At 72.6% G+C, this 16,736-nt stretch carries 15 protein-coding genes; 13 read left to right on the top strand and 2 right to left on the bottom strand.

Features of this window, described 5'->3' with window-relative positions:
* Positions 1-158: 158 nt before the first annotated feature.
* The gene (locus ACFT5B_RS13060; protein WP_386798893.1) at positions 159-1,586 is read right to left on the bottom strand and encodes an MFS transporter; all 1,428 of its coding nucleotides are present in this window, start codon (positions 1,584-1,586) and stop codon (positions 159-161) included.
* 127 nt (positions 1,587-1,713) lie between these two features.
* Between ACFT5B_RS13060 and ACFT5B_RS13055 the strand changes: the two genes are divergently transcribed.
* The 13 genes from ACFT5B_RS13055 (at position 1,714) to ACFT5B_RS12995 (ending at position 15,533) form a co-directional block, all read left to right on the top strand.
* Positions 1,714-2,280, top strand: a complete 567-nt coding sequence (locus ACFT5B_RS13055; protein ID WP_386798891.1) for a TetR/AcrR family transcriptional regulator — start codon at positions 1,714-1,716, stop codon at positions 2,278-2,280.
* Positions 2,277-3,275, top strand: a complete 999-nt coding sequence (gene truB, locus ACFT5B_RS13050; protein ID WP_386798889.1) for a tRNA pseudouridine(55) synthase TruB — start codon at positions 2,277-2,279, stop codon at positions 3,273-3,275. The genes ACFT5B_RS13055 and truB overlap by 4 nt, the downstream gene beginning before the upstream one ends.
* A 68-nt stretch (positions 3,276-3,343) precedes the next feature.
* Complete coding sequence (locus ACFT5B_RS13045; protein WP_386798887.1) at positions 3,344-4,354, top strand: bifunctional riboflavin kinase/FAD synthetase; 1,011 nt, start codon at positions 3,344-3,346, stop codon at positions 4,352-4,354.
* A gap of 13 nt (positions 4,355-4,367) precedes the next feature.
* The gene (locus ACFT5B_RS13040) at positions 4,368-5,228 is read left to right on the top strand and encodes a MerR family transcriptional regulator (RefSeq protein WP_386798885.1); all 861 of its coding nucleotides are present in this window, start codon (positions 4,368-4,370) and stop codon (positions 5,226-5,228) included.
* 33 nt (positions 5,229-5,261) lie between these two features.
* Entirely contained in the window at positions 5,262-6,242 is a 981-nt protein-coding gene (locus ACFT5B_RS13035) for a transglutaminase-like domain-containing protein (protein WP_386798883.1), read from the top strand.
* Positions 6,243-6,458: 216 nt separating this feature from the next.
* Positions 6,459-6,728 carry a 30S ribosomal protein S15 gene (rpsO, locus tag ACFT5B_RS13030; RefSeq protein WP_386798881.1) on the top strand — a complete coding sequence of 90 codons (270 nt, stop codon included), beginning with the start codon at positions 6,459-6,461 and terminating at the stop codon, positions 6,726-6,728.
* A gap of 275 nt (positions 6,729-7,003) precedes the next feature.
* The gene (locus ACFT5B_RS13025) at positions 7,004-9,274 is read left to right on the top strand and encodes a polyribonucleotide nucleotidyltransferase (RefSeq protein ID WP_386798879.1); all 2,271 of its coding nucleotides are present in this window, start codon (positions 7,004-7,006) and stop codon (positions 9,272-9,274) included.
* A 1-nt stretch (position 9,275) separates the two neighbouring features.
* The gene (locus ACFT5B_RS13020) at positions 9,276-10,613 is read left to right on the top strand and encodes a M16 family metallopeptidase (protein WP_386798877.1); all 1,338 of its coding nucleotides are present in this window, start codon (positions 9,276-9,278) and stop codon (positions 10,611-10,613) included.
* Between the two features lie 54 nt (positions 10,614-10,667).
* A complete protein-coding gene (dapB, locus tag ACFT5B_RS13015; RefSeq protein WP_386798875.1) occupies positions 10,668-11,456 on the top strand; it encodes a 4-hydroxy-tetrahydrodipicolinate reductase in 789 nt (262 codons plus the stop codon).
* 10 nt (positions 11,457-11,466) lie between these two features.
* Positions 11,467-11,925, top strand: coding sequence for a hypothetical protein (locus ACFT5B_RS13010; protein ID WP_386798873.1), 459 nt, complete (start codon positions 11,467-11,469; stop codon positions 11,923-11,925).
* A 309-nt stretch (positions 11,926-12,234) separates the two neighbouring features.
* The gene (locus tag ACFT5B_RS13005) at positions 12,235-13,608 is read left to right on the top strand and encodes an ABC transporter substrate-binding protein (protein WP_386798871.1); all 1,374 of its coding nucleotides are present in this window, start codon (positions 12,235-12,237) and stop codon (positions 13,606-13,608) included.
* A gap of 75 nt (positions 13,609-13,683) precedes the next feature.
* Positions 13,684-14,637: a carbohydrate ABC transporter permease gene (locus ACFT5B_RS13000; protein WP_386798869.1), complete on the top strand. Its 954-nt coding sequence runs from the start codon at positions 13,684-13,686 to the stop codon at positions 14,635-14,637.
* Positions 14,637-15,533, top strand: coding sequence for a carbohydrate ABC transporter permease (locus tag ACFT5B_RS12995; protein ID WP_386798867.1), 897 nt, complete (start codon positions 14,637-14,639; stop codon positions 15,531-15,533). The genes ACFT5B_RS13000 and ACFT5B_RS12995 overlap by 1 nt, the downstream gene beginning before the upstream one ends.
* A gap of 66 nt (positions 15,534-15,599) precedes the next feature.
* On the opposite strand, the gene ACFT5B_RS12990 is transcribed toward ACFT5B_RS12995, so the two are convergent.
* Positions 15,600-16,733 carry a glycoside hydrolase family 172 protein gene (locus ACFT5B_RS12990; RefSeq protein WP_386798865.1) on the bottom strand — a complete coding sequence of 378 codons (1,134 nt, stop codon included), beginning with the start codon at positions 16,731-16,733 and terminating at the stop codon, positions 15,600-15,602.
* Positions 16,734-16,736: the final 3 nt, after the last annotated feature.

The following is a 16,736-nucleotide window of genomic DNA, read 5'->3' as shown; positions in this document are numbered from 1 at the left end:
GCTGCGGAACGGGCCCCTTCGTCGTCTCGGCAGTCCGCCCGGCCCACCCAGCCCCCCTCCCGGTGGGTGCGCATTTTTTGTGCGACACGCCCGGCGTGTCGCACAAAAAGCACGCACTCACGGAGGGCTGGGGCCGGACGGGCGGGCGGGCGGTGCGGTCAGCCCTCCTTGCCGGTGCTGCGTGGCATGAGGAACGACACGACCGCGCCGACGCCCACGACGGCGGTCCCGACCCACAGGGCGGGCTTGAGCCCGTCCGCGTACGTGGCTGGGGTGAACGCGCCGCCCGCCGCGAGGAACACGGCGGTCAGGACCGCGACGCCGAGCGCCACGCCGACCTCCCGGATCGTGGCGTTGACGCTGCTCGCCGTGGCGTGGTCCGTCTCCGGGACCCCGGCGAGGACCGCGGTCGCGACCGGTGCGAACGTCAGGCCCATGCCGACCCCGGCGAGCACGAAGGCAGGCACGAAGCTCGGGTAGTCGACGGTCTGCCCGACGAGCGCGGCCAGCCAGCCCAGGGCGACCGTCTGGAGCACCAGGCCGCCGGCGACGAACGGGCGCACGCCGAACCGGGGCGCGAGCATCCCCGCGACCGGAGCGACGAGCATCGGGGCGGCCGTCCAGGGAAGGGTGCGCAGGCCCGCGGCGAACGGCGAGTACCCGCCGCCGATCTGCAGGTACTGGGTCAGCAGGAAGACGGCTCCGAACATCCCGACCGAGAACGCGAGGCTGGCCGCGTTCGACACGGAGAAGCTGCGCGAGCGGAACAGCCGCAGCGGGACGAGCGGGTGGTCCGTCCGGCGCTCGCGGACGACGAAGGCGACGAGGAGCGCGACCGCGGCGACGAGCATCCCGACGGTCGTGGCGGAGCCCCAGCCGCGGTCGTTGGCGCCGACGATCGCCCACACGCCCAGCAGGACGCCGGCCGCGGACAGGACCAGGCCCGCGACGTCGAGGCGGACCGAGACGCGCTCGGACTCCCGCAGCCCGCGCAGCGCGAGCGGGATCGCGACGGCCGCCACGGGGACGTTGAGCCAGAAGATCGCCTCCCACGACAGCCCGTCGACGACGGCGCCGCCGACCACCGGGCCGAGCGCGACGCCGAGGCCGGAAACGCCGCCCCAGACGCCGATCGCCATCGCGCGCTTCGTGGCCGGGACGGCTCCCGCGAGCAGCGCGAGCGACAGCGGCATGATCGCGGCGCCGCCGACGCCCTGGAGCGTTCGGGCCGCGATGAGCTCGGTGGGCGTGCCGGACAGGGCGCTCCCGATCGAGCCGAGCGCGAACACCGCGATGCCGACGACGAAGGTCCGTCGGCGCCCGAGCCGGTCGCCGAGCGTGGCGAGAGGGATCATCAGCGTCGCGAACGCGAGCGTGTAGGCGTTCACGAACCATTGGAGCTGCTCGACGCTGGGGGACAGGTGCCGGGAGATGACGGGCAGGGCCCCCGTCATGACGAGGTTGTCGAGCGTCGCCATGAACATCGGTAGCGACGCGGCGACGAGGGCGAGCCAGACGGGCGCGGTGCGCTGCCTGCGGACGCCGGGTGCCGACGAGGGTCGGCGGGTGGAAACCGCGGTGGACATCAGGACCTCCGGGTGGGGTGGGCCGAGGACGGGAGGGCTGCGCGGTGCGCGAGCCGGAAGACTGGAAGGCATCGACTGATTACTTCGACTCGACGCACGCTAGTAATCGACTGATAACATGTCAAGCATGAGCACCCGGATGACCGCGGACGAGCGGCGCGAGCAGATCCTGGACGCCGCGACGACGGCGTTCGCGGAGCACGGCTACGCCGGCACGACCACCGACGAGGTCGCGCGTGCGGCCGGCGTCTCCCAGCCGTACGTGGTGCGCCTGTTCGGCTCCAAGCACGACCTGTTCGCCGCGGTGTTCGAGCGCGTCGGGAACGAGATCGTCGCGAGCTTCGAGCAGGTCGCGCCCGGCCCCGACGCCGCACGCGAGCTCGGCGAGGTCTACGTGCGGCTGCTCTCCGACCGCGACAAGCTCCGCGTGCTCATGCACGGCTTCGTCGCCGGTGCGGACCCGACGTTCGGGCGGCAGTCGCGCCGGACCCTCGTCCGGGCGTTCGAGATCTTCAAGGAGCTGACCGGCCAGGACGACGAGGCCGCGCGCAACTTCGTGGCTGCCGGGATGCTCATCAACGTGCTGCTCTCGGCCGAGGTGCCCCAGCACGCGGACGAGCACGGCGTCGAGCACCTGCTCCTGTGCGCCGTCGGCGCGGACGCGGCCGCCGAGCTCATCGCGGACGCCGCGTGACGTCGGCCGCCGCGCCGTCCACGGGAGCGGCGTCGCGCGACGCCCGCCCGCCCCGCCGGCCGACCGCGCCCGACGGGCTGGTCGTCGTCGACAAGCCGCAGGGTTGGACGAGCCACGACGTCGTCGGCCGGATGCGCCGGCTCGCCGGGACCAAGAAGGTCGGCCACGCCGGCACCCTCGACCCCATGGCGACGGGCGTGCTCGTCGTCGGCGTGGGCCGTGCGACCCGGTTGCTGACGTACGTGGTGGGCGCGGAGAAGGAGTACGTGACGACCGTCCGGCTCGGCGTCGCGACGACCACCGAGGACGCCGAGGGCGAGGTCACGGCCACCACCGGCGCGGACGTCTCCGCCGAGGCCGTGCGTGCCGCTGCCGCCGCCCTCACGGGCGACGTCCTGCAGGTGCCGAGCGCGGTGTCCGCGATCAAGGTCGCCGGGGAGCGGGCGTACGCCCGCGTGCGGGCGGGCGAGCAGGTCGAGCTCGCCGCGCGCCCGGTGACGATCCGCGCGTTCGAGATCACCGACGTCCGCCCCGGGCCCGGCGTCCCCGCCGACGGCGGCGCCACGCTGCCCACCGTCGACGTCGACGCCCGCGTCGTGTGCTCCTCGGGGACGTACGTGCGCGCGCTCGGCCGGGACCTGGGCGCAGCGCTGGGCGTGGGCGCCCACCTCGTCGCGCTCCGGCGCACGCGCGTCGGCGGCTACGACCTCGCGGGCGCGAGCACGCTCGACGAGCTCGAGGCCCAGGCCGACGCCGACGGCGTCCTCGCGACCCTCCCGCTCGCCGCCGCAGCCCGCGCGACCTTCCCGGTGCGCGACCTCGACGCCGCCGACGCCGCCGCGCTCGGCCACGGGCGAGCCCTGCCGCCGGCGGGGGAGCCGGGCGTGCACGCGGCGATCGGGCCGGACGGGACCCTCGTGGCGCTCGTCGAGGACGCGAAGGGCAAGGGCGGCCTCCTCGCACGCCCCGCCGTCGTGTTCGCGGCCGCCGGGTGAGCGTCCGAGGCGCCGGGCCGCAGGTCCCGATTCCGCGTGCGCCCGCGCGAGGTGGCAGGCTGGTCCCCGTGCTGCGCTGGACCGACCTCGCCGAGGTGCCTGCCGACTTCGGCCCCACCGTCGTCACCATCGGGAACTTCGACGGGGTCCATCGCGGCCACGTCGCGGTCTGTCGCGCCATCGCGGAGCGTGCTCGGCAGGACGGTGCGCGGGCCGTCGCGGTGACCTTCGACCCGCACCCGGCGGCGGTCCACCGCCCCGAGTCCGCGCCCGAGCTCCTCACCGGGGTCGGGGACCGGCTCGACCTCCTCGCGGAGACCGGGCTCGACGCCGTGCTGCTGCTCCGGTACACGCTCGAGTTCGCGCGGCAGACGCCCGAGGAGTTCGTCCGGCGCTACCTCGTGGAGGGCCTGCGGGCTCGCCGGGTCGTCGTCGGGAAGGACGTCCGGTTCGGCCGCGGCAACGCGGGCACGCTCGAGACGATGATCGCGCTGGGGGAGCGGTACGGGTTCGTCGTGGAGGTCGTCGGCGACGTCGGCCAGACCCCCCACGACGGGCACGCGCGCTGGTCCTCGACGTACGTCCGCGAGCTGCTCGCCACGGGCGACGTCGCCGCGGCGGACGCGGTGCTGGGCCGGCCGCACCGGCTGCGCGGCGTCGTCGTGCACGGGGACGCGCGCGGGCGCGAGCTCGGCTTCCCGACGGCGAACCTCGGTCCCGCGCCCGACGGCACCCCCGTGCAGGGCATGGTCCCCGCGGACGGCGTCTACGCCGGCTGGCTCCGCCGCCCGGCTCTCGGGGACGACGCCGACGCCGTGCTCCCGGCCGCGATCTCGATCGGCACCAACCCGACGTTCGACGGCGTCGAGCGCCGCGTCGAGGCGTACGTCCTCGACCGCACCGACCTCGACCTGTACGGCGAGGAGGTCGTGCTCGAGCTCGTCGAGCGGCTGCGCCCGACGCTGCGGTTCGAGGGCCCGGACGCGATCGACCGGCTCGTGGCGACCATGCACGACGACGTCGCGCGCGCCCGCGAGACGCTCGGCAGCGCCGTGCGTCCGTCGCCGTCGGCGGGCTGACGCGGAGGTGAGCGTGAGCGGCGGCGACGCCCTCAGCACGGGGGAGATGGTCCGCGCGTCGGGCCTGTCGCCGAAGGCGCTGCGGCTCTACGACGCGAACGGGCTCCTCGCTCCCGCGTTCGTCGACCCGGTGACGGGCTACCGCGCGTACGACGCCGGCCAGGTGGCGCGCGCCCGGGCGATCGGGCTGCTGCGGCGCCTCGACCTGCCGCTCGCGCGCATCGCCGAGCTGCTCGACGGGCCGCCCGAGGGCCTGCGCCCCGCGCTCCTCGCCTGGTGGACCGAACGGCGCCGGGATCTCGAGGCGCAGCGCGGCGTCGTGGACCTCCTCGCGGGGGACGGGGAGGACGCGGCACCGGCGGCGGTGCCCGCCGCCACGCCCGTGCTCCCCGACGCCGCCCGCCTGCGTGCCTCGGTCCGCCTCGTCGAGCGCGAGGCGCGGACGGTGGCGTGCGTGACCGACGTCGTCGAGCAGGCCGCGCTCGTCCCGGCGTTCACGTCCGCCGTGCTGACGATCCGCGAGGAGCTCGCGCGGCAGGACGTGGTCTTCGGGCCGGAGTACGTCGTGGTGTTCCACGAGACCGTGCGGCCGGGCATCGCGGGCCGGATCGAGACGTGCGTCCCGTACGAGGGCGTCGTCCGGCCGGCCGGAGCGGTCGCGCTCCGGCTCGAGCCTGCCGGGCGGCTCGCGAGCGTCCCGGTGCCGCCCGCCGACTGCCGCTACCCGCCGATCGTCGCGTATTACGACGCGGCCCTCGACGCCGCGCGCGCGTGGGGGCGCCCGGCCGGGCCACCCCGCGAGCGGTACCCCGTGCCCTGGTCGCCCGACGTCGCCGAGGTGGCCCGGGTCGAGGTCCCGCTCGACGACGCTTGACCCTGCCCCTGGGGCAGGGGGGAACGTGAGCGCATGGACATCCTCGACACGCTCCACGGCGTCCGCGCCCCGGGTGCCGCCGACGTCGTCGCGCCGACGCTCCGGGACTACGCGACGCACAGCCCGTTCAGCGACCCGGGCGCCCACGCCGCCCTGCTCGACGCCGTCGGCACCGACCCGGAGTCGCTCCACCGCGCGGTCACGCGCACGATCCTCCACTACCGCGGCGAGGCCCACCGGCTCACCGACGTCCAGCAGGGCGACGTCGACTCGCGCTGGGTCGCGACGATCCTCGACGTCGCGACCCAGCGGCAGCCCGGACCGCTCGAGGCACCCCGCGCCGACGCGTGCGTCGTCGGCGGGTGCTGCCGGGACCACTCGCTCCTGTCCGTCGCGATCCTGCGCCAGCACGGCGTCCCCGCGCGCACACGCCTCGGCTTCGCGGGGTACTTCGAGGCGGGCTACTCCCACGACCACGTCGTCGCCGAGCGGTGGGACGGCACGCGCTGGGTCCGGTTCGACCCCGAGCTCGGCCAGGACGACTTCTCGTTCGACGTCCACGACCTGCCCACGGGCGAGGGCTCGCCCTTCGAGACGGCGGCCGAGGCGTGGCTCGCCCACCGTGCCGGTCGGACGGACCTCGCGACGTACGGTGTCGCGCCAGGGGCCGTGGGTCTCGAGGGGCCGAGCTTCGTCCAGCGGTACGTCCTCGCCGACGTCGCGCACCGGCACCGCGTCGAGACGCTGCTCTGGGACGGCTGGGGCTCGATGGTGATGCCGGGCGAGGAGCCCGACGCCGCCCGGCTCGCCCTGACCGACCAGCTCGCGCGCCTCACCGTGGCTGCCGACACCGACCCCGATCCCGCGGGCGACGCGGCCACAGCGCTCGCGCTGTGCTGGACGAGCGACCCGCGCGTCAACCCCGGCGGGCAGGTCCTGTCCTTCCCGCCGCTCGACCCGGAGGCCGACCCGCGGACCGTCGATCTCACGTCCCGCCCGACCCCGCCTCGCTAGGCCCACCTCGCCACGGCGTCCGGCACGCGGCCGCGCGCCACGCGGTGCTCACGGTGACGCTCCTCGCCGGGGGGACGGCGCGGCCCGGGCCGGTCCGGTTCGGGTCGGGACCGTACCTGCTGGTAGGCTTGGTGTGCCGTTTCGACCGGCCGCGGACAAAGAGCGCCCAGGTGGACATGCCCTGGTGCACCGCGCAACGAACATCCAAGGAGAACTGTGCCCCTCGACACCGCCACCAAGCAGCGCATCATCACCGAGTACGGGACGTCCGAGGGCGACACCGGTTCGCCGGAGGTCCAGGTCGCGCTCCTCACGCAGCGCATCAAGGACCTGACCGAGCACCTCAAGGAGCACAAGCACGACCACCACAGCCGTCGTGGCCTGCTCCTGCTCGTCGGCCAGCGCCGCCGCCTGCTCGGCTACCTGCAGAAGATCGACATCAACCGCTACCGCAGCCTGATCGAGCGTCTCGGTCTGCGCCGCTGATTTTCCCCGGCCCGGCCCGGTCCCTCGCGGACCGGGCCGGTCCGGTATCAGGCCCGCCCCGGCGGGCCACCGTCCATCCCGCCGCCTCGCCGCCACGTTCGGTCCTCGGTAGTGGGCCCCGGACCCGCCCGTCGTGCATCGACGGACACGGCTCCGTGGACCTCGATCGAAGACCAGCTGGCAGGGGGCCGGGCCACGGGCGTCGACGACCAGTCGTCCGACGCCCGGACGCCCCGCCCCGCATGAGGCGGCCTTCGAAGATGAGGAGGGCACCCGTGGAGGGTCCCGAGATCCAGTTCGCCGAGGCCGTGATCGACAACGGTCGCTTCGGCACCCGCACCATCCGCTTCGAGACCGGGCGACTCGCCCGCCAGGCCGCGGGCTCCGTGGCCGCCTACCTCGACGGCGACACCATGATCCTGTCGACCACGACGGCCGGCAAGCATCCCAAGGACCAGTTCGACTTCTTCCCGCTCACGGTCGACGTCGAGGAGCGGCAGTACGCCGCCGGCAAGATCCCTGGCTCGTTCTTCCGCCGTGAGGGCCGCCCGTCCACCGAGGCGATCCTCACGTGCCGTCTGATCGACCGCCCGCTGCGCCCGCTGTTCGTCAAGGGCCTGCGCAACGAGGTCCAGGTCGTCGAGACCGTCCTCGCGGTCCACCCGGACGACCCGTACGACGTCGTCGCCATCAACGCGGCGTCGATCTCGACGCAGATCTCCGGCCTGCCGTTCTCCGGCCCGGTCGGTGCCGTCCGCGTCAGCCTGATCGACGGTCAGTGGGTCGGCTTCCCCCGCTACTCGGAGAGCGCGCGCGGCGTGTTCGACATGGTCGTCGCGGGCCGCATCGTCACGACCGAGGAAGGCGCGTCCGACGTCGCTATCGCGATGATCGAGGCAGAGGCCACCGACGAGTCGTGGACGCTGATCAAGGAGCAGGGCGCCACCGCCCCGACCGAGCAGGTCGTCGCCGAGGGCATCGAGGCCGCGAAGCCGTTCATCCGCGCGCTCGCCGAGGCGCAGCTCGAGCTCGCCGCGAAGGCCGCCAAGCCGACCGCCGAGTTCCCGCTCTTCCCGGACTACCAGCCCGACGCCTACGCCGCGGTCGAGGCCGCTGCCTCCGTGCGCCTGGGCGAGGCCCTGTCGATCGCCGACAAGCAGGACCGCGAGTCCCGTCTCGACGAGATCAAGGCCGAGGTCCAGGGCGAGCTCGCCGAGGCCTTCGCGGGCCGCGAGAAGGAGATCTCCGCCGCGTACCGCTCGGTGCAGAAGTCGCTGGTCCGCCAGCGCATCCTCACCGACGGCTTCCGCATCGACGGCCGTGGCCTGCGGGACATCCGCACGCTGTCCGCCGAGGTCGAGGTCATCCCGCGCGTGCACGGCTCGGCGCTGTTCGAGCGCGGCGAGACCCAGATCCTGGGCGTCACCACGCTGAACATGCTGCGCATGGAGCAGCAGATCGACTCGCTCGGGCCGGTCACGCGCAAGCGCTACATGCACAACTACAACTTCCCGCCGTACTCGACCGGTGAGACGGGCCGCGTAGGTTCGCCGAAGCGCCGCGAGATCGGCCACGGCGCGCTCGCCGAGCGGGCTCTCGTGCCGGTGCTGCCGTCGCGCGAGGAGTTCCCCTACGCGATCCGCCAGGTCTCCGAGGCGCTGGGCTCCAACGGCTCGACGTCGATGGGCTCCGTGTGCGCGTCGACCCTGTCGATGCTCAACGCGGGCGTCCCGCTGCGCGCGCCGGTCGCGGGCATCGCGATGGGCCTCGTCTCCGACCAGGTCGACGGCAAGACCCGCTACGCGGCGATGACCGACATCCTGGGCGCCGAGGACGCCTTCGGCGACATGGACTTCAAGGTCGCCGGCACGAGCGAGTTCGTCACCGCGATCCAGCTCGACACGAAGCTCGACGGCATCCCGGCCTCCGTCCTCGCGGACGCGCTGACCCAGGCGCGTGAGGCCCGCCTCACGATCCTCGAGGTCATCGCCGAGGCGATCGACGTCCCGGACGAGATGTCCCCGAACGCGCCGCGCGTCATCACGGTGAAGGTCCCGACCGACAAGATCGGCGAGGTCATCGGCCCGAAGGGCAAGATGATCAACCAGATCCAGGAGGAGACGGGCGCCGACATCTCGATCGAGGACGACGGCACCGTCTACATCGGCGCGACCGACGGCCCGTCGGCCGAGGCCGCCCGGGCCGCGATCAACGCGATCGCGAACCCGCACGTCCCCGAGGTCGGGGAGCGCTTCGTCGGCACGGTCGTCAAGACCACGTCGTTCGGCGCGTTCATCTCGCTCTCGCCGGGCAAGGACGGCCTGCTGCACATCTCGCAGATCCGCAAGCTCGTGGGCGGCAAGCGCGTCGAGAACGTCGAGGACGTCCTGTCCATCGGGCAGAAGGTCCAGGTCGAGATCGGCGAGATCGACCCGCGCGGCAAGCTGTCGCTGCACGCGGTCACCGAGGACGCGGCGGAGGACAAGGCCGAGGGCTCGTCCGACGACGCGGCCGCGCCGGCCGCGGACGCCGAGGCGAACGCCTGACGTGCCGCACGCACTCCCGCTCGTCCCGTCCGGCGCCCCCGGCACGGACGGCGAGCTGATCGCCGGGCAGGACGGCGCGACCATCCGTCGCACCGTCCTGCCCGGCGGCGTGCGCGTCATCTCCGAGCACCTGCCCGGCCAGCGGTCCGCGTCCCTCGGGGCGTGGGTCGGGGTCGGGTCGCGCGACGAGACGGACGGGCACTTCGGCTCCACGCACTTCCTCGAGCACCTGCTGTTCAAGGGCACCGTCCGGCGGACGGCGCTCGACATCGCCGAGGCGTTCGACGCCGTCGGCGGCGAGGCCAACGCGGCCACCGGCAAGGAGCACACCTGCTACTACGCGCGGGTGCTCGACACCGACCTGCCGATGGCGGTCGACGTGATCACCGACATGGTGACCTCCGCGGCCATCGACGCGGACGAGCTCGAGACCGAGCGCGAGGTCATCCTCGAAGAGCTCGCGATGAACGACGACGACCCGTCGGACGTCGTGCACGAGCGCTTCGCCGAGACCGTGCTGGCAGGGCACGCGCTCGGCCGCCCCATCGGGGGCACGCCCGAGACGATCCGCGCGGTCCCGCGCGACGCCGTCTGGGAGCACTACCGCTGGCACTACCGGCCCGAGACCCTCGTCGTCTCGGCGGCGGGCGGCGTCGACCACGACGCGCTCGTCTCCCAGGTCTCGGACGCGCTCGTCTCGGGCGGCTGGGACCTCGATCCGGCGCTCGCACCGCGCGCGCGGAGGTCGAGCGACGCCGGTGACACGTCGGGGATCGGGACGGAACCCCACGAGCTCACGGTGCGCCGCGCCGTCGAGCAGGCGAACGTCGTCATCGGCTCGACGGGCATCTCCGCGACCGACGACCGCCGCTTCACGCTGTCCGTGCTCAACGCCGTCCTCGGTGGCGGGATGAGCTCGCGCCTGTTCCAGGAGATCCGCGAGAAGCGGGGCCTCGCGTACTCCACGTACTCGTTCGCGTCCGCGCACGGCGGCCTCGGCACGTTCGGCCTGTACGCGGGCTGCGCGCCCGCGAAGGTCGACCAGGTCACGAAGATCCTCGGCGAGGAGCTCGACCGGTTCGCGGACGGCGGCATCACCGACGCGGAGCTGCAGCGCAGCGTCGGGCAGCTCTCCGGCGGCCTCGTCCTCGGCCTCGAGGACTCGGGCTCGCGCATGAGCCGGCTCGGCAAGGCCGAGCTCGTCTACGGCGAGCTCATGACGCTCGAGGAGTCGCTCGAGCGCATCCGCGCCGTGACGGCTGACGACGTCCGCGAGCTCGCGGCGGACCTCGCGTCCCGCCCGCGCTCCGTGGTGCGCGTCGGCCCGTTCGGCGACTGACCTCCCCGAGGCGGCCCAGACCGTGCCCGCCGATACCGACCGGAAGGTGACCGCGTGACCGACCAGGGGACCCCGACGACGACCGCGCTGCGCGTGGCGGTGCTCGGCGCCGACGGCCGCATGGGCCGTACGACCTGCGACGCGATCGACGCCGCCACCGGCCTCGAGCTGGTGGCGCGCGTGACCCGCGGCGACGACGTCGCGCAGGCGCTGGCGGACTCGGGCGCCGACGTCGCTGTCGACTTCACCCGGCCCGACGTCACCGAGGACAACGTGCACGCGGCGCTCGGCGCCGGGGTGCACGTCGTCGTCGGGACGACGGGGTGGACCGCCGAGCGTCAGGCGCGGGTGCACGAGCACCTCGCCCGTCGCGCGGCCGAGGGCGTCGACCTCGGGGTGATCGTGGCTCCGAACTTCGGGCTGTCCGCGGTGCTCGCGATGACGTTCGCCACGAAGGCGGCGCGCTACTTCGAGTCGGTCGAGGTGATCGAGCTGCACCACCCTGACAAGCTCGACGCGCCCAGCGGCACCGCCACGCACACGGCCCGCGCGGTCGCCGCCGCGCGCGCTGCGGCCGGCGTCGCGCCGAGCCCCGACGCGACGGAGTCGGGCTTCGAGGCCCGCGGCGCCGACGTCGACGGGGTGCGCGTGCACGCGGTCCGCCTGCGCGGGCTCGTCGCGCACGAGGAGATCCTCCTGGGCAACGTCGGCGAGCAGCTCGTCATCCGCCAGGACTCGTTCGACCGGGTCTCGTTCATGCCGGGTGTCGTGCTCGCCGTGCGCGAGGTCACCCGGCGGCCCGGGCTGACGGTCGGGCTCGAGCACGTCCTCGACCTCGGCTGAGGGGCCGACGATGCGCAAGGGACTGCTCGGGGCGCTGCTCGCGACCGCCGTGCTCGTGGTGTACGCCTTCGCGATCGGCCGCGCGGTGGTCGCGCTCCTCGGTTCCGGTGAGGCCGTAGGGATCGCGATCGGCGTCTGCCTGATCGTCATCCCTGTGCTCGCGCTCTGGTACATCGGGCGCGAGTGGTGGTTCGCGTCCCGCGTCCAGGGCCTCGCGAACGAGCTCCACGCCCAGGGCGGGCTGCCCGTCGACGACCTGCCCCGCTCGCCCGGCGGCCGGATCGACCGTGATGCCGCGGACGCGCAGTTCGCGCTCCGTCAGGCGGACGTCGAGGCGGCGCCCGACGACTGGCGCGCCTGGTTCAACCTGGGCTTCGCCTACGACGCGTCGGGGGACCGGCGTCGGGCGCGCGAGGCGCTGCGGCACGCCGTGAAGCTCCACGCGACTGCCGCGTCCTCCTCGAAGTAGCCGAGGGCACCTGCGACGTCGCGCGGGAGAACGGGACTTGTTCTGCGCGGGCGCGTCGCAGGAGCGCTGGGCGGGGTGGGCGCGCGGGCGTGGGGTCGCCCGGACCGAAGCCGGCGCGGATCCGGCCCGAAGGTCACGAACCGGTGGAGATGCGTCCGGGCCGTTGCGTCTGAAATCGATTTCTTCTACTGTGTCACGTGATGCGGATCGACGACGACCCAGACCGGTCGTCGCTCCCTCGATGCGGTCGGCCGACAGGCCGGAGACCTCGACGGCTCACTGACGAGCCGTGTTCCTGAGGAGGGACACATGCACACCCGACGCACCAAGCTCTTCGTAGGCGTGTCGGCCGCCGCGGCGGCCGCCCTGATGTTCGCAGGCTGCGGATCGAGCACACCCGGCCAGAGCAAGGACGACGAGGCGAAGGGGGGTGGCGGGGCCGGCAGCACGACCACGATCCAGTTCTGGCACCGCACGTTCACCCCGCCCGAGAACGCCTGGTACAAGGACATCGTCAAGAAGTTCAACGACTCCCAGTCGGAGATCAAGGTCGTGGACACCGAGGTGCCCGCCGACGCCTGGGACCAGAAGATGAAGGCCGCCCAGGCCGCGGGCAAGGCGCCCGACATCTACACGCACTCCGGCTCCATCCAGGACGCCGTCAACGCAGGTCAGCTCCACAAGCTCGACGGGATCGTCCCGGACGACGCCCTGAACCAGATCATCGACGCGGCCAAGCCGGTGTCGGAGCTGGACGGGACGTACTACGCGTACCCGCTGCTGCTCGAGGCGCAGTCGGTGCTGTTCTGGAACAAGGACATGCTGCAGGCGGCTGGAATCGATCCCGAGCACGGTCCGACGACGTGGGACGAGCTGCTCGCGGACTGCGCCAAGATCAAGCCGACCCTGAAGTCGGGGCAGTACTGCATCGCCCCCGCGCAGGACGCCGCGACGTTCGCCTGGTCGACCGTCGGGCAGCAGTACAACTTCGCCGGCCACACGGCGCTCACCGACGACTGGACGGCCCCGGACATCGACGACGACGGCTACCGGGCGCTCATGGACGACTACAAGAAGCTCTGGGACAACGGCTACATGCCCAAGCAGCCCCTCGCCGCATACGTCGAGGGTAAGGACTTCGGTCAGAAGAAGGTCGCGTTCAAGGTCTCGGGCTCGTGGATGATGTCCGAGATCGGCTCGGACTACAAGGACCTGCTCGCGAAGACCGGCGTCGGGGCGTTCCCGAACGCGCCCGACGCCGGCGGGCGCACCGCGACCACGCTGGGCAACTTCAAGTGGGTCGTCGACGCGAAGTCGCAGCACGCCGACGCGGCGGGCAAGTTCCTCACCTGGGCGATCGCGGGCGACCCGGCCAACGTGGTGCCGTTCTTCGTGGACACGCAGTTCACGAAGGTGCCCGTCCGCAAGTCCGTGCAGGAGGCGGTCGCCAAGGACGAGGGCGCCGCGAACGCTCCGTGGTCCGACATCGTCGTCAACCAGATCGCCCCGACGGCGATCCCGGAGCCGACCTACCCGTGGGACGTCTCGCTCGCGGTCGGTACCGCGATGGAATCCGTGATGAAGGGTGCGGCCAGCCCCGACAAGGCGATCGGGACGGCCGAGGCTGCGATCAAGAAGGTCATCTCGAGCCAGGACCTGGCCTCCAAGGCGCCGAAGAACTAGTGGCACGACGCCCCGGGCCGTGCGGCAGCGGGAGGGCCGCTCCCGCACGGCCCGGGGCAGGACGGGAGACGCACGATGGCGAGCGAGACCTTGAGGGTGCCGCGCGGTGACGTGGCCGACGCGGCCGGTGGCCGCCCGGAGGACAGGACGAGGCGCAAGCGGTACCGCGACAGCAAGGTCGCGTACCTGCTGATCGCACCTGCCGTCGTGCTGCTGGGGGTCTTCGTCCTGTGGCCTGCGGGCTACGCCGGGTACCTGTCGTTCCAGGACTGGAGCTTCTACAAGGCGCCCGAGTTCGTGGGCTGGAAGAACTACACGGACGTCCTGACGGACCCGCTCTTCTGGGACACGATCAAACGCGGCTTCGTGTTCGTGCTGCTCACCGTCCCGCCGATGCTCGTGCTGGCGTTCCTCTTCTCGAGCCTGGTCGTGAGCGTCTCGAAGCGGTTCGCCAGCGTGCTGAAGGTCAGCATCTACGTCCCGACGATCGTGTCCACGGTCATCACGTCGATCCTGTTCGTCCTCATCTACGACTACTCGGGCGGGCTCCTCAACTGGTTCCTCGGGCTGTTCGGCGTGAGCCCGGTCGCCTGGCTCGGCGACCCGACGTGGGCGCTCGTCGCGATCGCGGTGCCGGCGATCTGGCTGGGCGTCGGGCTGCAGTCGCTCATCATGGTCGCGGCCATGGTCGACATCCCGACCGAGTACTACGAGGCGGCGGCGATGGAGGGCGCCAACTGGGGCCAGAAGACGCGGTACATCACGCTGCCCCAGATGAAGAACATCGGCCTGTACCTCATGATCACCGGCTTCGTCGCCGCGATCCAGCAGTTCGAGCTCCCCCTCGTGATGACGCAGGGCGGCCCGCTCGACTCCACGACGTTGCCGAACCTGTTCATCTTCAACCACTTCCGCAACGACATCAACGTGGGCTACTCGATCGCGGCGGCGCTGCTGCTGTTCGTCGTCCTCGGCACGGTGTCCGCGCTGGTGTTCCGCTTCGTCAACTCCGAAAAGCTGGTGGACTGATGGCCGTCGCGTACGAGATCGAGGCCGTGGGCGCGGGCGCGCCTAGCAGGTCGGACCGGCCGCACCCTCGGCGCGGGGCGGCCTGGTGGCTGGTCGGCACGGGCAAGGGGGTCGCCGGCGCAGCGTTCGTGCTCGTCGCCCTGTTCCCGCTCGCCTGGATGGTGATCGCAGGGTTCAAGTCGAAGACCGAGGTCGTCGCGACGCCGTTCCAGTTCTTCCCGGAGGTGTGGCAGTGGCACAACTACACCCAGATCCTGTCGGACCCGACGTTCCTGCGGACGATGGCGTGGACGTTCGGCGGCGCCGTGCTCTTCACGGTGCTCAGCCTCAGCGTGAACTCCCTCGCCGCCTACGCGTTCGCGAGGCTCGACTTCCGCTTCAGACGGACCATCTGGACGGTCGTCATCACGACGATGTTCATCCCGGGCATGACGATCCTGCTCACGAGCTTCATCGTCGTGACCAAGCTCGCGATGCTCGACACGCTGGCCGTGCTGGTGGTCCCGGGCGCAGCGAACGCGGCGACCATCTTCTTCATCCGGCAGTTCTACCTGAGCATCCCCTCGAGCCTCGAGGAGGCCGCGATGCTGGACGGCTGCGGCCGGCTCGGCATCTTCTGGCGGCTGTTCGTGCCGCTGTCCAAGCCGCCGTTCGTGGTCATGGGTATCACGTCGTTCCTCGCGTACTGGAACTCCTACGTCTGGCCGATCCTCACGATCACGAGCCCCGACAAGTACGTCGTCCAGCAGTACCTCGCGAACTTCCGGTCGGAGCGGAGCTCCGAGCTCGGGCTGCTCATGGCGGGCTCCGTGCTCGCGGCGGCGCCCGTGATCGTGCTCTTCCTGGTCTTCCAGCGGCAGATCATCGGGAACATCAAGCTCGCCGGCCTCAAGTGACGGGCCGGACTCCCGGAGGCAGCGGCCCGCGGTCGGTCCCACGCGTGGTCGCTGCCCTCCCGGTGGTCAGTCCCGCGGCTCGCGCGGGGGAGTGGCGCCGATGTCGGGCACGGGGGCGGTGCCCAGGTGCACCTCCATGTCGTCGGCGCTCGGCGTCCGAGGCCGGCGGGCCGTGGGCCGGTCGAGGTAGAACATCGCCGTCGAGGCGATGTCGTCACGCAGGGGCAGGTAGCGCCAGCCGCTGCGCCAGCCGAGGGCCTGGATGTCGACGCGAGCGAGGCGCTGCGAGAAGTAGATCGGGTCGGGCAGGTGCCACCGGTACATCCCGAACCGCTGCTGCGAGACGTAGAGACCGTCCGGCCGGATCACCTGCGGCAGGCCGAGGTACGGCGTCGTGTACGGCGTGTAGCCCTGGCCGGGGACGTCGAAGTTCCAGGCGCCACCGAAGTAGTCCTCCGTCCCGGTGCCGCAGATGCTCGGGTGGTCGGTGTCGCCGTCGAGGTAGAACTTGATCTCGCCCTCGCCCCACCAGCCGTTGGAGTTGGCACCCCAGGCGAGGTACGTGCCGACGTACTGCCCCTTGCCCTCCACGCCGTCCACGAGGACGTGCGGCGTGCGGTCCTCGAGCGGGTTCGACCGCCGCCACTGCGCGTGGAAGTAGCCGTCCTGGCTGTGGTCGCCACCGACCTCGTACGTGACCTGGTAGTAGACGCGGGCCGCGACCTCGGACGTGTTCTCGAGGGTGAGCCGCGCCCCGCTGCGGAACGGCATCGGCCAGTACGAGTTGAAGCCGCCGTGCGGGTTCGCGGCGACGACCTGCGAGCTCACCTGCGCGAACACGCCCCAGCCGTTGCAGAAGAAGTCGCCGAGGGGGACCTCGACCGCGGGTTCGTCCGCGCCGTCCCAGTAGGCGCGCAGCAGGAGGGTGCGCCAGTGGTCGGTGTGCGTCGTGAGCCAGACGTGCGTGATGCGGCCGGGCCCGTCGATGCGTGCGAGGTCGAACGTGGCCCCGGGCTCGACGTCGACGCTCGGCGAGATCTTCCAGCCCGGCCCGAGGTCGCGCGCGCACGCGGCGCCCGTCCCGGTCGTCGCGCGGGCGCCGCCGCCGGGCGCGCCGTCGAAGTTCTCGGGCGAGATCGAGCGGGTGCTCAGGTCGCGCAGGGCCGCGATCGCGGTGGCCCCGGGGGTGGGCTGGCTCATGGT

Origin of the sequence: Luteimicrobium sp. NPDC057192 (genome assembly GCF_042670205.1) — a bacterium.
In the GTDB taxonomy this organism is placed as follows: Bacteria; Actinomycetota; Actinomycetes; order Actinomycetales; family Cellulomonadaceae; genus Luteimicrobium.
Note: the sequence above shows the minus strand (reverse complement) of the source record. Positions and strands in the feature narration are given on the sequence as shown.